This window comes from Candidatus Woesearchaeota archaeon (assembly GCA_018675335.1).
Classification (GTDB): domain Archaea; phylum Nanobdellota; class Nanobdellia; order Woesearchaeales; family UBA11576; genus JABJCP01.
In genome coordinates this window covers 91,975-113,534 of sequence record JABGYH010000004.1, presented here as the reverse complement: position 1 = coordinate 113,534, position 21,560 = coordinate 91,975, and the positions used below count along the sequence as shown (strand labels likewise).

Here is a 21,560-nt window from a genome sequence, read left to right as displayed (position 1 = left end):
AGCATAATCAATTTTTATCTAGAAAAACTTATTAATCTTTGCTGATTCTAAATTATTATGGCTTTAGTTAATTCAAAATCAAGTCTTGCAATTATTTTATCCAAGCTTAAATTATTTTCAAATCCTAATGTTAAATTAGAACAATATCCTACTGATTCAGAAATTGCAGCAGAAGTTTTATGGAACTCATTTATGAACCAGGATATCGAAAATAAAACAATTGCAGATTTTGGTTGTGGTACGGGAATTCTTGGTATTGGTGCATTATTGTTAGGTGCTAAAAAAGTTTTTTTTATTGAACTTGATTTAGCTGCATTAAATATTGCTAAAGAAAATCTTGCGAATTTATTTGAAGAGTTTGAAATAGAATCAAAAATGGGCGAATTTGTTTTTCTTAATCAAGATATTTTAAATTTTCAAGAAAACGTGGATGTAGTTATTCAAAATCCTCCATTTGGTACTCGAAATACTCATGCAGATAAATCTTTTTTAGAAAAGGCATTTAAGATTACAAATGTGATTTATAGTTTTCATAAAGAATCAACAGCGTCATTTGTGTCTGCAGTTTCAAAAGATAATAATTTTAGAAGTTCAAATCATTGGATATTTGATTTTCCTCTTAAAGCAACTCAATCTTTTCATAAAAAAAGAATTGAAAGAATTAAAGTTGGCTGTTGGAGACTCGTAAAAAAATAATTAATAATATCTTATTTTAAAAATTAAATATTTTATTGTGTGAGTTCAACAATTTAAAATAAAAAAAATTTAAAAGAATTTTTTTGGCGATTACCACTTCTTTAGTTCATCATCGACACGTTTAACCCATGCAGTAACTATATTCATCATTAATTCTCTTATTTGGTCTTTATCTTTAATTTGATAAACATACATATATCCGCCACCATCTAAGTTATTTTGTGATCTTTTAATTACTTGCTTTTCACTTAACTTTTTCACGCTTCGTTGTATTGTTGAAAGATTAAGTTTCATTCTTTTTGCTAGATCGTCAGTTGTGAACCACTCATCGTATTGCTGTAACAAAAATTCTAATAATTTGTAGTCTGCTTTACTTAAGCCAAGTCCACATTTAATAACTTCTTCCAGTTTGAATTGTTTGCATGCAAAGTCTATCATTTTATTTTAACCAGTTTTTTTAATTAATGATTGCATTAATTTTTTCTTTTAACGCATCTTTCGGTGTATAGCCTACAATTCGGTCTACTTCTTTTCCGTCTTTGAATACTATTAAACAAGGAATTCCTCTAACTGAGTTTTTTTCTGCAAGTTCTGGTTCTAGTTCAGTACTAACTTTTGCAAATTCTAAATTGTCATACTCTTCGCTTAGTTCATCAAATACTGGGCCCATCATTTTGCAAGGTCCGCACCAACTTGCCCAAAAATCGACAATTACTGGTTTGTCTCCTTTAACTGATTCATCAAAATTTGTTTTGCTTAATTCTTTTACGCTCATTTTGGTTACCTCCATAAATAGGATATTGTGTGTTGTTTGTAACAATCCTTTAAGTTAAAATTTGGGTTGATACAACTTTTTGTTCACAGTACTGCTATAAACTGGAAGTCATATATAAATGCTTTTGAGAACCTTAAAAAATGTATAAAAAATGGAAGTACTATTAAGTATGATGTATAACAATTATTGTTATAAATGAGTTCTTTTTTAATTTGTTATTATGAGTCTTAATGATTTGATAAATGCAATAATTCCATTTTCTAAAATTGAACAAAGAAGGTTAGAAACAAGACTTAATAGAAGTCTAGAGAGAAATAAAGCGTTAATGGGAGATTATTTTGGTGTTGATTTAAGTAATGTTCAAATCAAGTTTTTTGATGATTTAGCAAATTTTATGGAATCTAGTTATTGGAATAATTTTGAACATAAGTTGGTAGAACAAAAAGTCGAGCCTACAGGATTTAATTTCAATCTTATGTTTTATATTTCAAAATTTTTAGCAGTTCCAATTATTCGTGCGAATGCATTATCTAAAGATCACTTATGTGCTAAAGCAGTTTATGCTAGGGGAAATATTTTTTTTCCAACTGGGCTAAAAATGAGACATTTACTTTATTCTAATTTTGTTGATCCTATAATGACTGCGCCTTTTGATCCTATTATAGTTCATGAATTAGCTCATGCCGTGTGGGATTTAATTCATCCAGAATCTTACAAAAGATCTGATAGGCACAATCTTTGGTATGAAGGATTTGCTGTTTTTTGTTCTACTGATTTATTTAATGGGGATCATAGTCGAGGTAATAAGTATTTTGGTGAAGAAGGTTTAGTTTATAGTGATGGTTTAGAATTATTAAGGGTGGTAACAAAATCTAAAGGTGTGGATGTTATGACTAAAGTTCCAATTGATTGGAGATTGCTAGATCAAGAAATTATAACTGCCAAACATCCAATTATGAGAATACTTTCACAGTACGCTAATTAACATATTGTTTAATGTGATAAATTAAAATTAATTTATATTAAAGAAATAAAAATAAAATATTATTACTAAACTAGTTTTGATTACTTGGTCTCAGACGTCTTTAAGTTTGAGTTTTGTTTTTAGACTTAAAACTCCCATATCTGAACTCTTTTTTTCATTTGATTCTTCAGGTATACATTTTGCACTGCATTCGCTTTCGCAATTAGAGATTTTTTTTAATTTGTTAAATTCAAAGTCGATTCCTTCTTTAATCAAATATGCTTTCAATTGATCAGCAGTACTAAATAGTAATTTGTATGGTGAGTCTGAATTATTATTTTCACATTCATCTGATTCGTGATCGCGACATACCATTGGTCGATGATCTCTAATTGAGCATTTATTCTCAGAATCTAGCTGCTTGCATTTTGTTTTAAATTCAACAAACCAATCAGATTCATCATCTACATATAGATATACATTTTCGTGATGTAAATACCAAAAGAATCCGTCCCAATCACTTTTTGACGTTGGTTCATGTAATTGTACTGTTATATATTTACAACAGCCTCCACACATTTGACAATTTTTTTTATTTGTTGGCCCTTCCATATTTCTGCGAGATGGAGTTTAATTTATAAAGCTTTCCACTAAGATTAGTTATGAAAAATTGTCATGCGTGTGCAATATTCTTACCAGATGTTTAGGCCAATTCCAATTAATTCGACAACTAAGTATAGCCATAAAATGTATGTGATAATTCCAGTAATTAAGGCAATAATAACAACATTAATTATTCGTCTTTTTTTACGTTTTAATGAATCTAAACTGCACACATTTTCTTTTTTGTAAAAATACCACGCAAGACCTGAGAGGAGTAATGCTAGTGCGACACTTCGAAATACCCATTTGTAAGTTCCATAAAGTGTATCTGAAAGTGACGCTGCAAATGCAACGCTGCTTAAACCAAACAATACTAATACGACTGGAGTAAAACAACAAAGTCCTGCGATGAATGCTGTTGTAGGAATTAATTTTTTTAGAAACTGTTTGTCTTCTTGTGATATATCTATTAATTTTTTATTTTTGTCAGTCATAAATAATAAGTAACATTAAATTAATTTATATCTAACCAACTTAACTTATGCATAAATAGAATTAAAAACCTATATTTTATGGTAACTTAAGAAATATCAAACGAATTTTTCCAATTATTTTCAAGTTTTTGTTTTGTTTTTTGTAAAATATGTTTGTGTGCAAGTTCTTGTTTTGCAATTTCTTGTAATGATTCTCTGCCTGGACCAAAATCGAGATATTTTATTAGTGTGCTATAATCTTGATATGCTTGCTCTTCTTCTTTGATTGCAAGATCAATTGCATTTTTTATGTCTTGCATATCGGTTATGTCTAATTTGTCTTCATATTCATTAAGCAAGTTGAGTGTTGTTAAATTGGTTTTAGATACTATTTTTAAAACTGTTAAGTCCATTTTACTAAATAGTTCTTTATGGGTGAGTTCTTCTGCTGCAAGAGTTTCAAAAATTTTTTTAAGTATATTGCTTTTTGCAAATTTTGCTAATTGGAGATATTTATGGTGTGCAGCAGTTTCTCTAACAATTGCATTTTCAAATATGACTCGCATAAATTCATCCATGATGATGCTGAACGTTATCTCTTATTTAATTTCTTTGGTATTTTCGTAAATTTTACAAGTTAGTTTATATACTGGCCACATTCAATTTCGAAAACTTTTCAGGTATATTTAACTGCCTTTTAAATGACAATTTTCTCGTCGAAATCTTTTCGATTTTCGTTGGAAAATTCACTTTAAAACGATTTCTTTATTAATTGGCATGACATCCAACAATTTATTTTTCAACGGACAAATTGGTGAGCCTGAAGAGTTCATCGAAATTTTTAAAACTCTTTTTAGTTCGAGAAGTATTAGGGATTCTGCTCCTTCAAGAGTTGCCTCTGAAACTGATATTGCGCAGTTAGTTAATGAATTTGAAACAAAGCCACAACACCGGGCCAGTAATGATGATTTTAGTTTTCAAAATTTTATGACTGAGTTTGCTCAAATTTATGAGAAAGCAGGTTTAAGTTTCAATCCTCATTCTTATTTTGCACACATGTTATCAGATCCAACAAAAATTGGAGTGGTAGCAAATTTAATTGGTGCTTTAATGACTGGAAATCAAGTTTGTCGTGAAGTATCCCCAATTGAAAATCATTTAGAACAACGTGTTGGGCAGTATGTTAAAAACATGTTAGGTTATGATCAAAAAGAAGCAATTTCTTTTATTACTGCAGGAGGTACTGATGCAAATATTCTTGCTCTTCTAACTGGTAGAAATGTTTCATATCTTGAAAAAGAAGGTGTTAATCTTAAAAAAATTGGTTTTCCTGAAATGTTTTCGCCTCATTCGGATGTTTATGAAAAAGCTAATTTAAGAATTCCAAAATTAATTGTTCCTGCGTCATTTCATTATTCTTGGGACAAAACTGCTAATGCTATTGGCATTGGTGAAAATCACTTGGTTAAGATTAGATCCACTTCTGAATTTAGGATGGATTTGGATGAGTTGCAAGTTCAACTAGATTCTTTAGATCGTACAAAAGAAAAACCAATGGGAGTTGTTTTTGTTTTAGGATCAACTGAAATTGGGGCTGTTGATGATATTGCAAAAGGAATGGAGTTAGTTAGAAAATACGAAAAAGAAACTGGTGAAAGAATATGGCTTCATCTTGACGCTGCATATGGTGGTCCTTCAGTATTAACAAAAAAATATGCGCATCTAAAAAAGGTTGTAAAAGAGTTTGATTCAGTAACTTTTGATCCTCATAAATTATTTTGGGTTCCCTACAATGCTGGATCGATTACTTTCAAAAATCGTGATGATTTACAGACAGTTTCAACTGATGCTAGTTACATCAATAATGATTTATCAAATATTGAGGAGTTTAAGAAAAATTTAGAAACTCACCTTGGTGGTGTTAAACTTATTGGATCACAATCTACTGCAGGAGTTATATCTACATATTTGACTTGTGTTGCTTTTGGTTTGGCAGGAATTGGAGAAACGATTGAAACAACATTTGAGAATGCAAATTATTTTGCATCGCAACTTCAATCTGTAAGATTAAGTGAGGGTCGAATTGAAGTAATGAATCCTGAGCCAGATTTAAATTTAGTTAATTTTAGATTTGTTCCAGAAAAATTTAAACACGTTTCCAAAAAAGATTATTTTGGTGGTGATGTAAGTAGTGATAATTCAGATGAAATTAAATCATTAAATGTGCAAATTGAAAAATATTTTTCAGAATCTGATTCCGGTTTTATTGTATCAAGTGCTGGGCTTGCAACTAATGGGGAAAAAGATACTCAGATTTATGCTATTCGTACTTGTCTGATGCATCCAGATACTACCAGGCAAGATATTGATAGGTTTGTTGGTGAACTTTGCACATACATTGAATCTGATCTTATTCGAGGTGATTGTTAATGTCTCGAATAATTAATGAATCGGACCTCGACACAACTTTGGCTGCAGTTTTAAGAATTAAGCCTAATGTAGCAACGACTTATGATGTAATAAAATTAGATTATACCTCAAAAGGGGAGGCCGATCCAGTTGATGTTGCGTGGCAATTGTTAGGTAGTTTATATGCACAAAAAGGAATTGCAAAAGAAGATATTAAAAAATTTAATTTAGGTGAATCTTCTTGGGGTGCAACGTCAAAGATTCAAGAAGTATTAAGAAAAAGTGCAGATCCTCTATTTCGAGCAGAACTATTAGATTACCCTGATACTAATGCATCTGCACTTGTTAAAACAATTGCTGATTTATTTCAACTTGAACCTTATAATTTTGTTAAATTAGGTGGGGGAGAATTTGATAAATATCCTGTAACTATTGGTACTGGTAGTAATCAACTTCTTGAACTCGTAACGAAAGCGTTTGTAACTCCTGGAAATTTTGTGATGGTTCACAATCCTACTTTTTTTAGGTTTGAAGAAGCAGCAGCGCACATTAATGCAAGAATTATTAGTTCTGATCTCGACGAAAATAATGGTTTTTTATGGTCTGAATCCAACAGGGATGATTATTTGGAAAAATTAAGTGATCCAAATATTGATTTGTATTGGTTGTGTACTCCGAATAATCCTACTGGAACAACAATTCCTTTGGAGCACATTGAAGAGATAGTAAGTGTTGCGTCAAAGCATAAAAAATTAGTTGTGGTCGACGAAGCTTATGGGGAATATTCTGATGCTAATGGTGACAAAAGAGCTAATAGTGCAGTTTCATTACTTGGCAAATATTCTAATTTATTTGTAACTCGAACTACTTCAAAGGGACTTGGTCTTGCAGGAATTCAAGTCGGGTATGGTATTGGCAGTCCTGAAATAATTGAAATCATGGAAAAGATGCGTCTTCAATTTCCAATTTCAACAATAAGTGGTTTGGTTGCAAATGTGGCACTTCAAGATGTTGAATATATGGATTTAGTAAGAAGTGAAACAAAAAGTGCAAAAACAAAATTAGAACAAGCGTTGAGTGATAAATATGAGTTTTATCCGTCGGAAACAAATGTTGTTGTTTTGAAAGGAAAAGGCAATGTTGCAGGGGATTTTCTTAGGGAGGGAATTATTGTTCAGAGTTTAGATTTTATTCCATCTCTTGCAGGCAAAGGTTATGTTCGTTTAACAGTTAGAAAACCTGAGGCTAATTCTTGTTTGATCGAACGTATGAGTGATGTTTCTAGTGGTGAGTATCGTGGTTAAGGGGAGTGTTGATAAAATGAAAGTAGATAAATCGAAAAGGGATAAATTAAAAAGTGATAAGTCGGAAATAGATGAATCAAAATTGGTCGTAAGTGATATTGTTATAAGGCCAGTTGATCTTGACAGTCAAATTGAATTAGAGCAAATTGTGGATTTGCAAGTGGAAGGTTGGAATTTAGGTGAGGAAGATATACTAACTCCTGAGCTGTTAAAAATTTGTGGAAATAATGGTTTGGTTGTAGGTGCATTTGCAAATGATGATGCAATTTCAAATTCAGATAATCCTTTTTTGGTCGGGTATGCACTAGGTTTTTTTAGTAATAATTCAGGACTTGTTAACTCAGTTAATGATTTTATTGAGTTTGGAGGAAATGTTCCTGCACACATTGATAAAGAATTTGCAGTGTATGCGCAACGTTGTGATCGGGATGTTTTTTATTCTCACATGGTTGCGACGAGAAAATCTTTGAGAGGTAAAGGTATTGGTGCGTTACTTAAGTCTTTTCAACGTGATGAGTGTGCAAGTTTAGGCATGGGTGTAATTGAGTGGACATATGATCCTTTAATTTCTAGGAATGGTAAGCTTAATTTAAACAAGTTAGGTGCTAAAGTGCCTGCTCCAAAAAATTATGTGCGTGATTATTATGGTGAAATTAGTGGAGATTACAAAGGACTTCCTACTGATAGATTTATTGTTACTTGGGATACATCAAAAAAGAATCAACCTCCAAGTTCTTCAAAAACTTCTTTTGATAAATATGTGTCAGATGGTGCAAAAGTAATTTCTTCAACAAGTGCAAGATTGCTTACATTATCGCCAGAATTTTTAGGCCAACCTGAACAAAAAAATAAATCACCTCAGTCAGGACTTGTTTATTGTAGGGAATTAAAAGAATTTGATTTAGATCAAACTGCTGATACTATTTTGTTTGAAGTTCCTCTAAATTTTAATGAGTCTGATTTTATTGCAGCAGATGCAAGTTTGGATAGTCCAGTTAGACTTGATTGGCGTACTAAGAGCCGGGCAGTTTTTGAAACTTATCTTGAGAGGGGATATCAAGTAGTGGATTTAGTTTTAAAAAAGCATGAAACTCAATTAGATCCTTTCAATGGGAATGGTCTGAGGCCTTTTTATGTGATGCAGAAGTCTTGAAATTTATAATTATTTTTTTTGTTTTTTTCATAATTTTATGATTTCAAAATTTTTTTCATTTTCACCGGAAACTTTCCGAAAATAAAACATAACTCATTTATTAATTAAAGTTAATATAATTATTAAATAAAATCAAAAGAGAAATAAAAATGGATTTTACTCAAAACTCGCCTGATAAACTAAAAATTGACAAGATTGAATTATATCAAGTTCGTTTAAAACTCATAACTCCATTTCGTACTAGTTTTGGTGAATTAACTGAACGTAATGTTTTATTAATTTGCATTAGATCTGGAAAATTAGTTGGCTGGGGGGAGTCGCCACATCTAGATTTACCTTTATACACTTCAGAATTTCTAGAATCTGGCAAAAAACTTTTACAAAATATTTTACTTCCAAGAATTATTGGCAAAGAACTTTCTTGTCCTGATGACATCCATCAATTTTTTGCAGATATTAAAGGAAATAATATTTCAAAAGCAGGAATTGAAATGGCAGTTTGGGATTTGTTTTCAAAAAAAGCTAATCTTCCTCTTTACAAGTTTATTGGTTCACAAAGAAATTGGAGTGAGATTGGAATAAGTATTGGGATAAAAGATTCGCCTGAAGAACTTATTGCAGATATTAAAAGATATACTGAAGAAGGATATAGGAGAATTAAAGTAAAAATTAAACCTGGTTGGGATGTTGATATTGTTAAATTTATTCGTAGTCACTTTCCAAGTATTCGTTTAATGGTTGATGCAAACTCGGCATATTCTGGGGGGGATATAGCACATCTTTCTCAATTTGATGATTATAATTTATTGATGATTGAACAACCCTTTTCTGAGAGTTGTTTGTTTGATCATTCAGAGCTTCAAGCAAAGATTAGAACTCCTGTGTGTTTAGATGAAAGCATACATTGTTTAGAAGATGTAAAAACTGCAGTTCATTTTAATTCTTGCAAAATCATTAATATTAAGCCTGCACGTGTCGGGGGAGTTTCGGAAACAATTAAAATTCATGATTTTTGTAAAGAGAAAAATATTCCAGTTTGGATTGGGGGGATGGTCGAGTCATTTATTGGAAAGTCATTTTTGGATCATCTCTCCACATTGCCTAATTTTTTATTGCCGGGAGATAATTCTGATTCTGCAAGGTATTTTGAGGAAGATTTAGTAAAAGGTGGGAGGGAACACCAAAATGGGATTATTTATTTATCTGATGAACCTGGAATAGGGGTTGTTCCTGATGAAGAATTATTGAGTAAACATACAATCGAACAGTTTTCATTAGAAGTTTAACTAGAAGTTTAACTAGAAGTTTAACTAGAAGTTTAACTAGAAGTTTAAACATTAAGCAGCAAGCATTATTTTGTATTTAGTATGCGATTAAGAATTATTTTTTGCATTGCATGCTGTAATTGGGTGGTTTTTAGTATTATGGAAAGTCAAGACAAAATTAGCGAGAGCTATAAAACTAGAGAAAAATCAGAATTATTAAAATCTGAATTGATTAGTTTAACGTCAGATCTTATTAGATTTAGGTCTGATGCAAATCATCCCTCAGAGCGTGTTGCAATTCTTAAATATGTAAAAAATTTTCTAAGTTCAAATTCAACTAACGAGTCATTTGATCAAAAATATTATTGTTCTATTAGTCCTAATTCTGGACAAAATATTGAGTCTTATCATTTTTTTAATCCTGATCCCAAAATTGCTCGCATGCCTTCATTATTATTATTACTTCATGCAGATGTAGTTCCAGGATCAAGTTCTCAGTTCGAACCATATGTTAAAAATAATTTTTTACATGGGCGTGGGGCGGGAGATATGAAAGCAGGATTAGCAATAGCATTAAAATTATTTTTGAAGTATCATGAAACGACAAATATTCAGATTTTAGTGACAACTGATGAAGAAATTGGTGGTTTTGGTGGTGCAGGTTATGTGGCACCTCATATCAATCCTGATTTCGTAATTGCAATTGAACCTTCAAATTTAAAAATTATTAATGGTGAAAAAGGTGCGATGTGGGTAGTAATTGATGCTGAAGGTCCAGGAGGTCATGCTGCTCGTCCTTGGAAAGCAAAAAGTGCTGTTGATTTATTGTTTGCAGTATATTCAAAATTAAGAGAAAAGTTTCCTGCTCCAGCAACTGAGAGTTGGATTGAATCAGTTAATCTTGGTGGAATTTATGGGGGTGATGTTAAAGTTTCAGAAGATAAAATTGTTCTTAATAGTGCAAATTCTATTCCTAAATATGCAACTGCAAAACTAGATTTAAGACTTTCTTCTGATTGGTCTCACAATGCAGTTTTTGAAATTATTTTGTCTTGTGCAGCTGAAGTTCAAGAAGGAGTTCGTAATTGTTTTGATGGTTGTAAAGATTATAAAATCACAGTTCATAAGCCAAATCCCCTTGTATCAATTCTTCACACGCCAAAAGATAATATTCATGTTGCAAATTTTGCAAATCATATTTCAAAAGTATTAGGTTGCCCGCCTATTTTTAAAAAAGGTCATGGTGCAAGTGATGCTAGATTTTTTAGTGAAAGAAAAATTCCAAGCATTATTTTTGGTGGGTTGTCTATAGGACATCATGGTGATCAAGAAAGAGTGTGTATTGATTCATTACTTTCTGTGTATGAATCTCTTGATCTTTTTTTAGCTAATTGGGTATTATAATTAAATTGTAGGGGTAGTAAAAAAATGGCTGATTCAAAAACAAATGAAAAAACTAATTCAAATTCAAATCCGAACACAAATCCAAAATTTACAAATGCTCAGCGAAATTTATTGCAAGTTTTATCTGACGCCGCAGGTCCAATTTCTAATTTAGATCTTGTAGAAAAATATGGATTAAATAATAGTGATATTGTTAGAGAAGGATCTTTTTTTCGTGATCAAGGATGGATTGAGTTTTCGCAACAAAAATATTTTGAAGTGAGACCTCTTGAAGGATTTGAATCATTACGAGAATCTGATCTGCCCGAGTATTCTCTTCTTAAAATTATGCAGGATGAATTATTTGTAACAGGTGATGATCTTGAATCAAGACTGGGTAAAAAAACATTTGGTATGGCATTAAATGAATTAAGAAAATTAGGGTTGGTATCAATTGAAAGATTGGATAAAGAATTACCTTTAGAAATAACTTATGTTCCTGGGGATAATACTTCCGAACTTATTTTGCGAAATGAATTTTTTCAATTATTAAAATCACAATCCCGATTTGTCTTAAGTGAATTGGAAGATTCTGATTATGTGCAGTCTCGATTAAAAGAGTTTGAAAAACGTAAATTAATTAGATCAAAGGAAAGGTCAAATTATGTTCTTCAAATAGTGCCTGAAGGACAAGCGAGGTTAGACGCGGTCGGTGAAAAAGAAGTTGCAGTGTTAACTCCTGATATGATTCGTTCAGGTTCTTGGAAAACAACTAAGTTTAAATCTTATGATCCGTCGTTAGACTCAAAAACTTTGCAAATAGGAAAACATCATCCATTAAGACAATTAGCAAAATACGTAGAGAAAATTTTTAGAGATATGGGTTATGAATATATGGCTGGTTCTTTAGTGTCCTCTTCTTTTTATAATTTTGATGCATTAATTACTGCACAAGATCATCCTGTTCGTGAAATGCAAGATACTTTTTTTTTAGAACATCCTGCAAAATGTGGTCAGCTGTCTCCCGAGTTAGTAGAAGAAGTTAGAAAATCTCATACTGCTTTGTATGCGTATGATTTTGATCCTGAAGTTGCACGTAAAAATGTTTTAAGAACTCATACGACTGCAGTTACTGCACAATATTTGGAAGAAAGATCTGACACTCCAATGAAATTGTTTTCTATTGGGAGAGTTTTTAGAAATGAAACTATGGATGCAATGCACTTGCCTGAATTTCATCAGATAGAAGGTGTTGTTGTGGGTGATGTTAATTTGCGTGATTTGATGGGGCATATTTCTGTTTTTTATCAGCGAATTGGGTTGACTGATATTAAGTTTAAGAAAACATTTAATCCTTATACAGAACCGTCTATGGAAATTTTTGCGTATCATCCTGCACTTGATAAACACGTCGAGGTTGGAAATTCTGGAATGTTTCGTCCTGAAATGATGAGTCAGTTTGGTTTTGAAAATCAAAAAGCAATTGCGTGGGGACTTGCGTTAGAACGTTTAGCAAGTATTGTTTTTGATGTTCCAAAAATTAAAGATTTGTATGGGTGTGAAGTTGATGTTGATTGGTTAAGGGGGGAGGGTAAACTATGGCTGTAAGTACTTTTTCATTTGATGATTTTAAGAATTTGTTTGGTAAAGATATTTCGTTTGAAGATCTGAAAGAATTGTCTTTTGATTATGGGATTGAAGTTGAAGGAGATTTATCTGAAGAAGGTGAGTTTAGTGTAGATGTAACTCCAGAACGTCCTGATTTGTATTGTGTTGAAGGATTCGCAAGGTCTCTTAGAGGTTTTAATAGTTTAGAAACTGGACTTAAATCTTATGTTGCACCAGTGTCGGGAGTTGAACTTATTGTAGATCCTAAAACTGCGGACATTCGTCCATTTATTGGTGCCGCAGTTGTTCGTAATGTTACGGTTGATGATCATTTATTGCGTTCAATTATTCGTTTTCAAGAAAAACTTCATCTTACATTGGGGAGAAAAAGACATAAGGTTGCAATTGGAGTTTATGATTTTGATAAAGTAACTCCTCCGATTCATTATCGTGCGGTTGTGCCTAGTGAAGAAAGTTTTGTTCCACTAGAGTTTGATACTAAATTAACTTTAGATAGAATTCTTACTGAGCATCCCATGGGTTCTGAATATGCACATTTGTTAGAAGGATTTGATTTGTTTCCGTTATTGGTTGATTCGTTAGGGGAAGTTCTTTCTTTTCCGCCGATTATTAACTCAAATTATAGTGGTAAAGTAACTCCCGATACAAAAAATCTTTTTATTGAAGTTACTGGAACTCATCGTCCAACTTTAATTAAAACAGTTAATATGTTAACAACTGCACTTGCTGATCGTGATACCATTATTGAAAGTGTTGATATAAAACACACAGGAGATTTAGAAAGTATGTCTTATGAATCGCCAGTTTTTACTCCTTCAAAAATTAGTTTGAATTTAAGTTTAATTAATGATTATTTGGGAGTTTCATTAGATCCTGGTCAAGTAACTTCTTTTCTTGAGCGTATGCGTTATGGTGTGACTAGTACAAAAGAAAAACAAGATATTAGATTTGATCTTCAGATTCCTTGTTACCGAGTTGATGTACTGGATCCTTGCGATGTTGTTGAGGACATAGCAATTGCATTTGGGTATGGTAATTTTGAATTTCAAGCTCCCCGAACTTTTAGTATGGGTAAAGGTCATCCCAGGGAAGAATTTTCATCATATGTTAGGGATGCTTGTGTTGAGATGGGTTTAGTTGAAGTAATGACTTTTGTTTTATCTAATACTCAAGATCAGTATCATCGTATGAAGGAACAAATGGGACTTGATTATGTTTCTTTGCTTAATTCAAAATCTGCAGGTCATGAAATTACGAGGGTAAAATTAGTTCCTGAGCTTCTTAAATTTTTAAGATACAATAAGGTGAAAGCAACCCCTATTAGTATTTTTGAAGTTGATGATTGTATTTTGGTTGATAAAGACAGTGCAAATCAAACCAGGGATATTCGTAAATTTGCTTTTGCAGAAATGGGTGCAAATACTGAGTTTTCTCGTGCACGAAGTTTAGTTTCTGGTTTTTTTGATTCGCTTAATTTGGATTATTGCGTAAGACCTGGCACTGCACCACATTATTTTGAAGGAAGATCTGGGGAAGTTTACATTGGAGAGAATAAAGATGTTTTTGTGGGGTCGTTTGGAGAGGTTCATCCGAGTGTTTTAACAAATTTTGATTTGGAATTGCCTGCAGTCGTTGGTGAATTTAATCTTGATGTGGTTGAGCAATATGTTAAGTCTCCGTTTGAATCCAAATAACTCTGAAGCGCGAATGACTAGTGAGTGTGAGCTTGAATTAGTTTTAAAAAATATTCTTGATGGGTGCAATATTGAACAAAAACATTTGCGCAAAGTTAGTGAGTTTGTAAGTGTAGTTCAATCAGGAGAATTAATTAATTTTGGTGATCAAAATTATCAAGTTGTTTATGATCTTTGTTGTGGTAATGGTTTGCTTGGAATGTATCTTGCGTTAAAATATGGGGAAGTTACAAGTTTTCAATTTGATAAAGTTCAAACCACTAAATATTGTTCGTTAAGAAAATCTATTTCAAGAATATATCCTACTGTTTCAAATCAAATTTATTTTGAAGAAGCAGACATATTTGATTTAGATTTATCAACAACGAATTTACCTGTGCAACAAAAAAAATCAGGTATTGTTTGTGCAATTCATGCATGTGGAGACTTAACTGGGCGTGTTGTAGATATTGCAATTAAGAATTCTTTAAGTTTTGCAATAATGCCTTGTTGTCATAAAGGTAGTGCTTATCAATTTGTCCAAAATGATAGATTATTTTTAAATTACATTAGAGATCAAGGTTATTCTGTTCATGTGAGTTTTATTGATTCTAAAATCACTCCTAAAAATAAAGTCTTTGTGGGGGTTCCAAATAAATTTACATAATAATTAAACTATAATAATGAATATTGAGCATAATTAAATACTAATAAATAATAATAATATTTATATATTAACCATAATTGAATTAATAAATAATAAGTGATTTAAATAAAAAACGGGGTTGTTTGTTAAGGATGGTTAAACTTTCATTTAAAATGCTGTTTGCATTAATTTTTAGTTGTGCATTGTTGTCTGTAGGTGTTTTTGCAGCACCTTCTATAAGTTATGTAACTCCAACTCCTCAAAATAATGCGTATACTGGAAATGAATCTTTTGTAGAAATGAATGTGCGAGTTAATGAGTCTCAATTAAATGAGTTTAATTATAATTGGAATGGGACTAATTTCACTTATTATGATGATTCTTTAGTTTTAATGATGAATTTTGATGATGTTTCAGATCTTGGTGAAACTAATACTTTATTTGCAGATGTTTCTATGTATGGTAATGATGGGTCTGCAAATCCAGGTATAACTTATACAACTTCTGGAAAATATGATGATGCTTGTTTATTTGATGGATCGAGCGATTACATTACAGTTAGTAATTCTTCTAGTTTAAACGATTTAACAACTCTAAGTATTTCTGCTTGGATTTATGCTGATTCGTTTGATGCAGTAAATCCTTATATTGATGCGATTGTTAGTAAGTTCACCGGAGGAAGTACTGGATTTGTATTTAGAGTTGGTGATGCAGGAATTAATTCAAATCAGTTACAAATGGCATTCGATTCAAATAAAATTCAAAGTGATATTGGACTTCAAACTGATACTTGGTATCATGTTGCTACAACTTATGATGGAACTACAGCAAAACTTTTCATTAATGGTGTTGAAGATGCAAGTGCTGAAATTATTGGATGGCAAGATACTTCAGATAACAATTTAGAAATCGGTCGTGATTTTAGTACTAATTCGAGAATTTGGGATGGTACTATTGACGAAGTTAGAATTTGGAATAGAAGTTTATCATCAAATGAAATTTATCAGCAATATGTATCTAACTTAAACCAATTTAATTCTACTCAGTGGAGATTTTATGTTAATCAAAGTCAGAATGCAACAACTGGTTTAGATAATTCTTCTTATACTTATTTTGTTTCAGCAAAGAATGCATCTGATTCAGAAACTGTTATGAGTTCAAGAACAATAAACATTGGTTCAGCTCCCGCAGCAGTTCCAGAATTCTCAGATTATGCAATTATGTTATTGTTAGCATTAACTGTTGGCGGTTTTGTTGTAATTAGAAAAAAAGATTAATTGTGAGCTTTGTTTAACTATTATCTACAAATTCACAAATCATTTTTCCGTTTTTTCTTTCACATAATCTTGATACTTTATTTCCGTTAAAGTAAAATATATCTTTATATGTTTCTTCTTTTTTATTTGTTGGTTTCATTTTATTGCTACCTCAGTATATATTATTTTATTATCGAAATTTATTTTATGAAAAAATAGAATTTTAAAAAATTTAAAAATTAATTAATTGAAAGATTAAATTAGTTCTAATAATTAGATCTTTCCAATTAAGTCAACGCCAGGAGTTAATGTTTCGTCTCCAGGATTCCAATTCATAGGGCAAACTTGTCCATTGTGTTCAGAAACAAATTTCGCTGCTTGAATTTTTCGAATTATTTCTTTTGTATTTCGTCCAATGCTATTATCATGGAATTCAAACACTTTTATTTCTCCTTCTGGATTAATTAATACTGTGGATCTTAAAGATAATCCTTCGTCTTCAATTAAGGTTCCATAAGCAGTGCATACTCGTCTGGAAGGATCTGCAAGCATTGGAAATTTTATTTTTTTAATTGTTTCTGAAGTATCATGCCATGCTTTATGAACAAATGCAGTATCAGTACTTACACTAATTATTTCTGCACCTAAATTTTTAATAGTTTCATAATTATCAGCAAGATCTCCAAGTTCTGTTGGACATACGAATGTAAAGTCTGCGGGATAGAAAAATAATACGACCCATTTTCCTTTGTAATCTTCTAAACTTATTTTTTTTATTTCACCACCAACATATGCATTTTCTGTAAACTCTGGTGCTTTTTCATTTATTTTTATCATTTTTTTGTTACCTCCCTCTATGTGGGTTAATTTTTTTATTTTTATGATAAGAATTAAAATCGGACCCTAAGAAAAGAGGCAAACTCAGGATCCGATTCTACTTAATTTAATTTTTGTAAATCATTAATTTAATTATAATTAGATCTTTTTCTTTTTTTTGTAGTTGTCATATTTTCTTGTAATAGGTCTGTTTGAATTTTTTCAACAATGTTTGTTTGTTTTTTAAGATATTCAATTTCAGAATCAACTGTGCCATATTCTGCACATTTGCCTTTATGACAATTTATTTTTTGTTTCATTTGTTTTCACCTCTTAATAAAATATTAATGATTATTGACGCATTTCATTCTCACTTAAGCATTTAGTCTGACTTATATTATTTAAAATCAATCTCTTTGTTTTATAATGAAATGGCCTATTTTTCATTTATCTTAAAGGAAATGTTTATAAATAGTAGAAGTTTTTAGACTAAATTATAATAAAATTGAGTTTTATGCGTTATTGCTTGTTGGCAGTTGTTTTAATTAATGATTTCTGCTGTAAGTCTAAAACTTGATTTTAGGGGTGTATAATTATGGCTGCAAAAAACTATTTTCAAAAAATTGATGAATTCAAAGAAAAAATTCACTTTAATGATAAGCTTGGTTTGGATGAGCGAGACAATGTTATTATGACTTTAATTCAAACAAATCCTGATATTTCTCAAGAAGAAATTGCAAAAAAAATTAAATTATCTCAACCCTCAGTGGGTGCACGGTTAAGAAAACTTAGAGATAAAGGAATTTTACATGCAGTAAATGGTGTTAATTTCAAAGTAGTTGATTTGTTCTTGGCAAAAATTGATATTAATACGACAGATACAACTGGGCTCGTAAATGAGTTTAAAGATTGCCCGTTCTTTTTGAATGCATTAGTAACTTCTGGCAAGTATAATGTTTGTTTATTATTTACTGCAACTGATTTGAAAAGATTAGAAGGAATTGTTAATTGTCATTTAAGAGGAAATCCTAAAGTTAAAGAGATTGAGATGAATATTGTTATATCTGCTGCTAAAGATTTTGTTCTTCCACTTAATGTTGATTATGATAATAAAAATCAACTTAATTGTAAACAAGATTGTTATGAGTGTGAAGGTGAACTTTGTTTTGATAAGTGATAAATCTATGAAATCTCAAATCAAAAAAGCATACGATGGTCTTGCCAAGCATTACCATAAATTAAGAAAAGAAGATAGTTCTGTAAAGTTTTATAAGGAAATTCTTGAGACTCCTTTTTTGCTTAAACTTGTGGGTGATGTCAAAAATAAAAATGTGTTAGATCTTGGTTGTGGTCCTGGAATTCATGCTAAAATTCTCACAAAAAAAGGTGCAAAAGTAATTGGGATTGATAATTCTAAAGAATCAATTAAATTAGCAAAAACAGAATCTCCTAAATCGACCTTTATTGTGGGTGATATTGAAAAGTTACAATTCAAATCCCGAGAGTTTGATGTTGTTTTTTCTGCGATGGTTCTTGGACATTTCAAAAATTGGACTAAAATTTTAAATGAAGTTAATAGAGTTTTAAAAAAAGACGGAATTTTTGTTTTTTCAATTTATAATCCATTCAAAGAAGTTTTAACAAAAGTTGCGTGGGAAGGAAAAGAATTCAGGATTGTTAAAAATTATTTTGATGAAAGATTAATTTATTCTGAATGGAAGAATGAAAAAAAATCATTTACTGTTTCTCATCATCACAAAACTTATGCGACAATAATAAAGTTTATTATGAAACACGGGTTTGAATTGGTAGATTATGAGGATTGTAAACCTCCGAAGAGTGCTGAACAAAAATATTTAAATAAATATGGCGAAACAATGGATTTGCCTAATTTTTGTGTTTGGAAATTAAAGAAAAAATAGATTATGTTTTGATGAATGACTAATTTATTTTAATGAGATATAATTAACTGGGTGTTATATTATGAAAAATTTAAAGAAAAATTTGTTTCAATTTGGTGAAACTGTAAAGGGATTTGATGTGCACGTTTTTAATGAGCGAGAAATTAGGGCTGGTGCTGGAATCATGTTTTTATTTGCGATGATTGCTTTTATGAATGCATTTTTACTTAAAAATTTTTATTTTATCAAAATTTTTGTTATTGCATTCTTAATTGATTTTTTAATTAGGCTTGTAATTAATCCTAAGTATTCTCCTTTTTTAGTAGTGGGCAGATTTGTAGTTCAAAATCAAACTCCTGAGTATTCTGGGGCACCACAAAAAAAGTTTGCATGGATTCTTGGGCTTAGTTTAGCAATAACTATGTTTTTTTTGGTTGTAATTTTTAATGTTACAGGACCTGTAAATTTAATTATTTGTCTTGCTTGTTTGACATTTTTGTTTTTCGAATCAGTTTTTGGAATTTGTTTGGGTTGTTTAATCTACAAATATTTCAATAAAAAGAAAGCAAAGTTATGTCCGGGTGGGTCTTGTGAATTAAAGTTCAAAGAAGATATTCAAATGATTAATTGGGTTCAAATAGTAATTACTGTATTATTTGTTGTTTTAATTGGATTTTTGGCATTTTCAGGATTGCTTTAATTTTTTTTCTTCTTTTTTTCTTTTATTTTTCGATAATTTTATAATCTCATTCTTGTAAAGATAAATATTATGAAACAACAAGTGCTCTATCTGGATCTGGCAAAGTATTATGATTTAATCTACTATTGGAAAGATTACAAAAAAGAAGTGGTTAAACTCAATAAAATTATTGTCAGATATAAAAAATCAAAAGGCAAAGATTTACTTGAAGTTGCATGTGGGACTGGTCATCACATTAAGTATTTTAAGAAAACTTTTTCTTGTACTGGGACTGATATAAATCAAGGTATGCTAAATATTGCGAAAAAGAAAATAAAAAATGTTACTTTCAAAAAAGCAGATATGGTTAATATAAAGCTAAATAAAAAGTTTGATGTGATAACTTGTCTTTTTAGTTCTCTTGGTTATATTAAAACTTATCAAAATCTTAAAAAGACATTGTTAAATTTTTCAAAACATTTGAAACCGGGTGGGGTAGTTATAATTGAGCCGTGGTATACAAAATCTGCGTACTTGGCAGGGTCTCCTCATATGTCAACTTATGATGGAAAAGATCTTAAAATTTCAAGATTGGTGGTATCTAAAGTTAAAGGTAATATTTCTATAATGGATATGCATTATTTAATTGCTGAGAAGAATAAAGAAGTAAAACATTTTATCGACAGGCATGAAATGGGTTTATTTGAAATTGATAAAACTTTACAGTTTATGAAATTGGCAGGTCTCAAATCTAAATTTATTAAAAATGGTTTGATGAAAGGCAGGGGCTTATTTGTTGGTATCAAAGAATTGAAGTGATCTAAATAAAACCTCAATTAGATATTGCTTTAAAACATCCATTGATGAAAGTAAAAAATAAATAATTAATTTAAGATTAAAAATATTTTTTAAACAGTTTAAGTTTTTTGTGTTTGTTTTAATAGATCTGTCATTAATCCTTTTACCATTCTTTTTTGAAAATGACTTCGGTACATTCCATCATTTCCTTTTACTTCATAGTCAATAACTCTGCTGCCAAATCCTACTTTCATTTTAAATGATAATTCGTTATCGTTTGTTGATTCTTGAGTGGTTGTTTGTGGTGAGTATGTAATTTCTATGGATCCTTTTCGAGCATTAATTTGTAAAGTTCCAATTTGAGAATTTCCTGATTTTATTCCGTGAGAATATGCTTCATATTGTTTTTCTCCTGCGCCATCATAACCTAATGAAGAAATTTCTGCAGTAAGATCTTGCAGCGTATAGCTTGTGTCTTGGTGTGCAAATAGTACGACTTCATTTGGGCTGTGAGTTTTATGTGTGCGTTGAATTTCTGATAAAATATCGGAAAGTTCTTTGCTTGCTGTATCTTCGTGTTCTACCATTTTCGGGAGTTATTTTAATGCTTATATTTAAACTTTTCGTTTAATTAACTACTCTTAAATGACTAACAATCGAAAAGCTTATATGCTAGTTCTTTGGGTATTTGTGTTGAGGTATTAATAAAAAATGTTTTTCCCAGCTATTGTTCATATTATGAGATTAATTGCTCCTGATTCTGGGGAATTAGCTGAGCTTGAAACGGTTTCTTCTAGATATGATCCTGAGCCAGTTCAAACTAATGTTGCTTATGTTGATTTCGGCGCGCAAGCCAGACAAAAACAAATGGAAGTGATTGAAAGTGCGAGAGATCATGTTGCGCAGTATGGTTCTATTGATGAGTTGGCAGATGCAATCAATTCTGAAGCACCAATTTCGGATAATTTGTTTAAGAATTGGAAAAGATTGAGTGATGATTTATGTCATAATCGGTCTTATTGTAATATGCTTGGATTGGACTATGCTAATTTACCAAAAAAAGATGAATTAACTCTTGAACTTTTTGCTATGTATATTGTTAAGCAAGATCCTAATTTTATTTTACCTAGATTATAA

The 21,560-nt window shown here is 30.9% G+C and carries 24 protein-coding genes; 16 read left to right on the top strand and 8 right to left on the bottom strand.

The features are described 5' to 3' along the window. The first annotated feature begins 57 nt into the window (after positions 1-57). Positions 58-696 carry a methyltransferase gene (locus HN587_02990; GenBank protein MBT7902802.1) on the top strand — a complete coding sequence of 213 codons (639 nt, stop codon included), beginning with the start codon at positions 58-60 and terminating at the stop codon, positions 694-696. A 90-nt stretch (positions 697-786) separates the two neighbouring features. Here the strand turns inward: HN587_02990 and HN587_02985 are convergent, their stop codons facing one another. Next, entirely contained in the window at positions 787-1,134 is a 348-nt protein-coding gene (locus HN587_02985; GenBank protein ID MBT7902801.1) for a MarR family transcriptional regulator, read from the bottom strand. A 19-nt stretch (positions 1,135-1,153) separates the two neighbouring features. After that, positions 1,154-1,471 (bottom strand): thioredoxin, encoded by a 318-nt coding sequence (gene trxA / locus HN587_02980; GenBank protein MBT7902800.1) that lies wholly within the window; start codon positions 1,469-1,471, stop codon positions 1,154-1,156. A gap of 220 nt (positions 1,472-1,691) precedes the next feature. Between trxA and HN587_02975 the strand changes: the two genes are divergently transcribed. Further along, positions 1,692-2,456: a hypothetical protein gene (locus tag HN587_02975; GenBank protein MBT7902799.1), complete on the top strand. Its 765-nt coding sequence runs from the start codon at positions 1,692-1,694 to the stop codon at positions 2,454-2,456. A gap of 90 nt (positions 2,457-2,546) precedes the next feature. On the opposite strand, the gene HN587_02970 is transcribed toward HN587_02975, so the two are convergent. From HN587_02970 to HN587_02960, 3 genes are all read right to left on the bottom strand, one after another. Further along, positions 2,547-3,047, bottom strand: a complete 501-nt coding sequence (locus tag HN587_02970; GenBank protein MBT7902798.1) for a hypothetical protein — start codon at positions 3,045-3,047, stop codon at positions 2,547-2,549. Positions 3,048-3,127: 80 nt separating this feature from the next. Beyond that, positions 3,128-3,532: a hypothetical protein gene (locus HN587_02965; GenBank protein ID MBT7902797.1), complete on the bottom strand. Its 405-nt coding sequence runs from the start codon at positions 3,530-3,532 to the stop codon at positions 3,128-3,130. An 86-nt stretch (positions 3,533-3,618) separates the two neighbouring features. Next, the gene (locus HN587_02960) at positions 3,619-4,089 is read right to left on the bottom strand and encodes a ferritin family protein (GenBank protein MBT7902796.1); all 471 of its coding nucleotides are present in this window, start codon (positions 4,087-4,089) and stop codon (positions 3,619-3,621) included. A gap of 199 nt (positions 4,090-4,288) precedes the next feature. Between HN587_02960 and HN587_02955 the strand changes: the two genes are divergently transcribed. The 9 genes from HN587_02955 to HN587_02915 all read left to right on the top strand — a co-directional run bounded on the left by HN587_02955 (position 4,289) and on the right by HN587_02915 (position 16,250). Beyond that, positions 4,289-5,941, top strand: coding sequence for an aspartate aminotransferase family protein (locus HN587_02955; protein MBT7902795.1), 1,653 nt, complete (start codon positions 4,289-4,291; stop codon positions 5,939-5,941). Beyond that, the gene (locus HN587_02950; GenBank protein ID MBT7902794.1) at positions 5,941-7,224 is read left to right on the top strand and encodes a histidinol-phosphate aminotransferase family protein; all 1,284 of its coding nucleotides are present in this window, start codon (positions 5,941-5,943) and stop codon (positions 7,222-7,224) included. The genes HN587_02955 and HN587_02950 overlap by 1 nt, the downstream gene beginning before the upstream one ends. Before the next feature lie 16 nt (positions 7,225-7,240). Beyond that, positions 7,241-8,377, top strand: a complete 1,137-nt coding sequence (locus tag HN587_02945; protein MBT7902793.1) for a hypothetical protein — start codon at positions 7,241-7,243, stop codon at positions 8,375-8,377. A 149-nt stretch (positions 8,378-8,526) separates the two neighbouring features. Then, a complete protein-coding gene (gene menC, locus HN587_02940) occupies positions 8,527-9,663 on the top strand; it encodes an o-succinylbenzoate synthase (GenBank protein MBT7902792.1) in 1,137 nt (378 codons plus the stop codon). A 138-nt stretch (positions 9,664-9,801) separates the two neighbouring features. After that, positions 9,802-11,046, top strand: a complete 1,245-nt coding sequence (locus HN587_02935) for a M20/M25/M40 family metallo-hydrolase (protein MBT7902791.1) — start codon at positions 9,802-9,804, stop codon at positions 11,044-11,046. A 24-nt stretch (positions 11,047-11,070) separates the two neighbouring features. After that, entirely contained in the window at positions 11,071-12,633 is a 1,563-nt protein-coding gene (locus tag HN587_02930; GenBank protein MBT7902790.1) for a phenylalanine--tRNA ligase subunit alpha, read from the top strand. Beyond that, positions 12,624-14,348 (top strand): phenylalanine--tRNA ligase subunit beta, encoded by a 1,725-nt coding sequence (pheT, locus tag HN587_02925; GenBank protein MBT7902789.1) that lies wholly within the window; start codon positions 12,624-12,626, stop codon positions 14,346-14,348. Before HN587_02930 ends, pheT begins: the two co-directional genes overlap by 10 nt. Then, positions 14,320-14,994 carry a methyltransferase gene (locus tag HN587_02920; protein ID MBT7902788.1) on the top strand — a complete coding sequence of 225 codons (675 nt, stop codon included), beginning with the start codon at positions 14,320-14,322 and terminating at the stop codon, positions 14,992-14,994. Before pheT ends, HN587_02920 begins: the two co-directional genes overlap by 29 nt. A gap of 131 nt (positions 14,995-15,125) precedes the next feature. Beyond that, a complete protein-coding gene (locus HN587_02915) occupies positions 15,126-16,250 on the top strand; it encodes a LamG domain-containing protein (protein MBT7902787.1) in 1,125 nt (374 codons plus the stop codon). A 252-nt stretch (positions 16,251-16,502) separates the two neighbouring features. On the opposite strand, the gene ahpC is transcribed toward HN587_02915, so the two are convergent. Continuing rightward, positions 16,503-17,066, bottom strand: a complete 564-nt coding sequence (gene ahpC, locus HN587_02910) for a peroxiredoxin (protein MBT7902786.1) — start codon at positions 17,064-17,066, stop codon at positions 16,503-16,505. Between the two features lie 128 nt (positions 17,067-17,194). Continuing rightward, entirely contained in the window at positions 17,195-17,365 is a 171-nt protein-coding gene (locus HN587_02905; GenBank protein MBT7902785.1) for a hypothetical protein, read from the bottom strand. Positions 17,366-17,640: 275 nt separating this feature from the next. Here HN587_02905 and HN587_02900 point away from each other — a divergent pair, with 275 nt between their 5' ends. From HN587_02900 to HN587_02885, 4 genes are all read left to right on the top strand, one after another. Continuing rightward, entirely contained in the window at positions 17,641-18,222 is a 582-nt protein-coding gene (locus tag HN587_02900; GenBank protein ID MBT7902784.1) for an Lrp/AsnC family transcriptional regulator, read from the top strand. Beyond that, a complete protein-coding gene (locus HN587_02895; GenBank protein MBT7902783.1) occupies positions 18,212-18,967 on the top strand; it encodes a class I SAM-dependent methyltransferase in 756 nt (251 codons plus the stop codon). The genes HN587_02900 and HN587_02895 overlap by 11 nt, the downstream gene beginning before the upstream one ends. 61 nt (positions 18,968-19,028) lie before the next feature. Further along, the gene (locus HN587_02890; protein ID MBT7902782.1) at positions 19,029-19,646 is read left to right on the top strand and encodes a DUF4395 domain-containing protein; all 618 of its coding nucleotides are present in this window, start codon (positions 19,029-19,031) and stop codon (positions 19,644-19,646) included. Between the two features lie 69 nt (positions 19,647-19,715). After that, positions 19,716-20,444, top strand: a complete 729-nt coding sequence (locus HN587_02885) for a class I SAM-dependent methyltransferase (GenBank protein MBT7902781.1) — start codon at positions 19,716-19,718, stop codon at positions 20,442-20,444. 98 nt (positions 20,445-20,542) lie between these two features. Here the strand turns inward: HN587_02885 and HN587_02880 are convergent, their stop codons facing one another. Further along, positions 20,543-21,010, bottom strand: coding sequence for a hypothetical protein (locus HN587_02880; protein MBT7902780.1), 468 nt, complete (start codon positions 21,008-21,010; stop codon positions 20,543-20,545). A gap of 124 nt (positions 21,011-21,134) precedes the next feature. On the opposite strand from HN587_02880, the gene HN587_02875 reads away from it, so the two are divergent. Then, entirely contained in the window at positions 21,135-21,560 is a 426-nt protein-coding gene (locus HN587_02875) for a hypothetical protein (protein ID MBT7902779.1), read from the top strand.